This window comes from Spirosoma arcticum (assembly GCF_054779955.1).
The window spans coordinates 1-1,263 of sequence record NZ_BAAGXG010000057.1 but is presented as its reverse complement, the minus strand read 5'-3'; the positions used below and the strand labels follow the sequence as shown (position 1 = coordinate 1,263).

2 protein-coding genes are annotated in these 1,263 nt (G+C 49.4%); both read right to left on the bottom strand.

What is annotated here, in order from left to right:
* Positions 1–32: 32 nt before the first annotated feature.
* Positions 33–899, bottom strand: a complete 867-nt coding sequence (locus ACYVHB_RS32835; protein WP_461056312.1) for an IS3 family transposase — start codon at positions 897–899, stop codon at positions 33–35.
* On the bottom strand, positions 896–1,198 hold the full coding sequence (locus ACYVHB_RS32830) for a transposase (RefSeq protein ID WP_461056310.1): 303 nt from the start codon (positions 1,196–1,198) through the stop codon (positions 896–898). The genes ACYVHB_RS32835 and ACYVHB_RS32830 overlap by 4 nt, the downstream gene beginning before the upstream one ends.
* Between the last annotated feature and the right edge of the window lie 65 nt (positions 1,199–1,263).

Here is a 1,263-nt window from a genome sequence, read left to right as displayed (position 1 = left end):
ATGGACTTGCAACAGTATACTGGAGATTTATTTCAAGCAGCCATCTGAGAGGTGTAAAAACAAGATTCCTGTTGAGCAGGAGTTCGGTAATTCAAGCTTGAATGTCTCCGCCGACGATTGTACCAGCCCTCAATATACTCGAAGGTGGCCAACCGGGCTGCAGCCCGCGTCAGAAAGTCAGCATGGTTAACCAATTCGCTTTTGAATGTTTTGAAAAAGCTCTCCGCTACTGCATTGTCCCAGCAGTTGCCTTTACGGCTCATGCTCTGTACGACGGGCAAGCCCTTTAGATGCCCCCGAAATTCATTGCAGGCATACTGGACACCCCGATCAGAATGAAATAAAAGTTCACCCTCTATACTCCTGTTTTTGAGAGCCATACGCCAGGCTGCTACGCTCGTATCCGCAGCTTTCAGGCCATCGCTCAGTGCCCATCCGATTACTTTTCGGTCTGCCAAATCCAGCACGGTTGTCAGGTATAACCAACCCTCGCCGGTCGGAATATAGGTAATATCGGACACCCACTTCTGACCTGGCTTATCTGCCATAAACTCTCTGTTTAACAGGTTTTTAGCTATCGGATAATCGTGAGATGAGTCGGTAGTCTGAACACGATACTTCTTATACATGATACTGCGAATGGCCGCTTTGCGCATCAGTCGGGCCACCCGATTACGTGATGTCTTCACGCCCCGCTCCCGCAATTCATCAGCAATCCGGGGACTACCGTACCGAGACTCGCTCTGTGCGTGTACCTGTCGAATATCGTCCAGCAACTGAGCTTGTTTTAGTTGCCTAATGCCAACCGGATGCTTGCGCCAATAATAGTACCCACTACTACTCACTTTCAATACCTTACACATCCTCTCAACGGGAAACTGATTGGCATGTTCCGCTATAAATCGGAATATTTCCCGTCGCCCCTGGAGAAGATGCCGACTGCCTTTTTTAGTATATCGCGCTCAAGCTGAGCGTCTTTCAGCTCTTTCTGTAGTCGTTTGATCAGCTTCTGATCCTCGCTCAGCTCGGGGGCCGCAGTTGCAGATTGACTAGGGCTTTTGTGGCTTTGTCGCCATTTGGTGATCCGGCTCGAATCAATGCCGAGTTCACCGGCGGCTTGCTGCACGGAGCCTTTGGCGTGGGATAACTCAACGGCCATTCGTTTGAATGTCTGGTCAAATACACGTCTTTTCTTCATGGGTACTTTTGGGTTTGTTCCCAAATGTGCCTAAAATCCGTCTCCAGTCAAATGTAGCAAGTCCA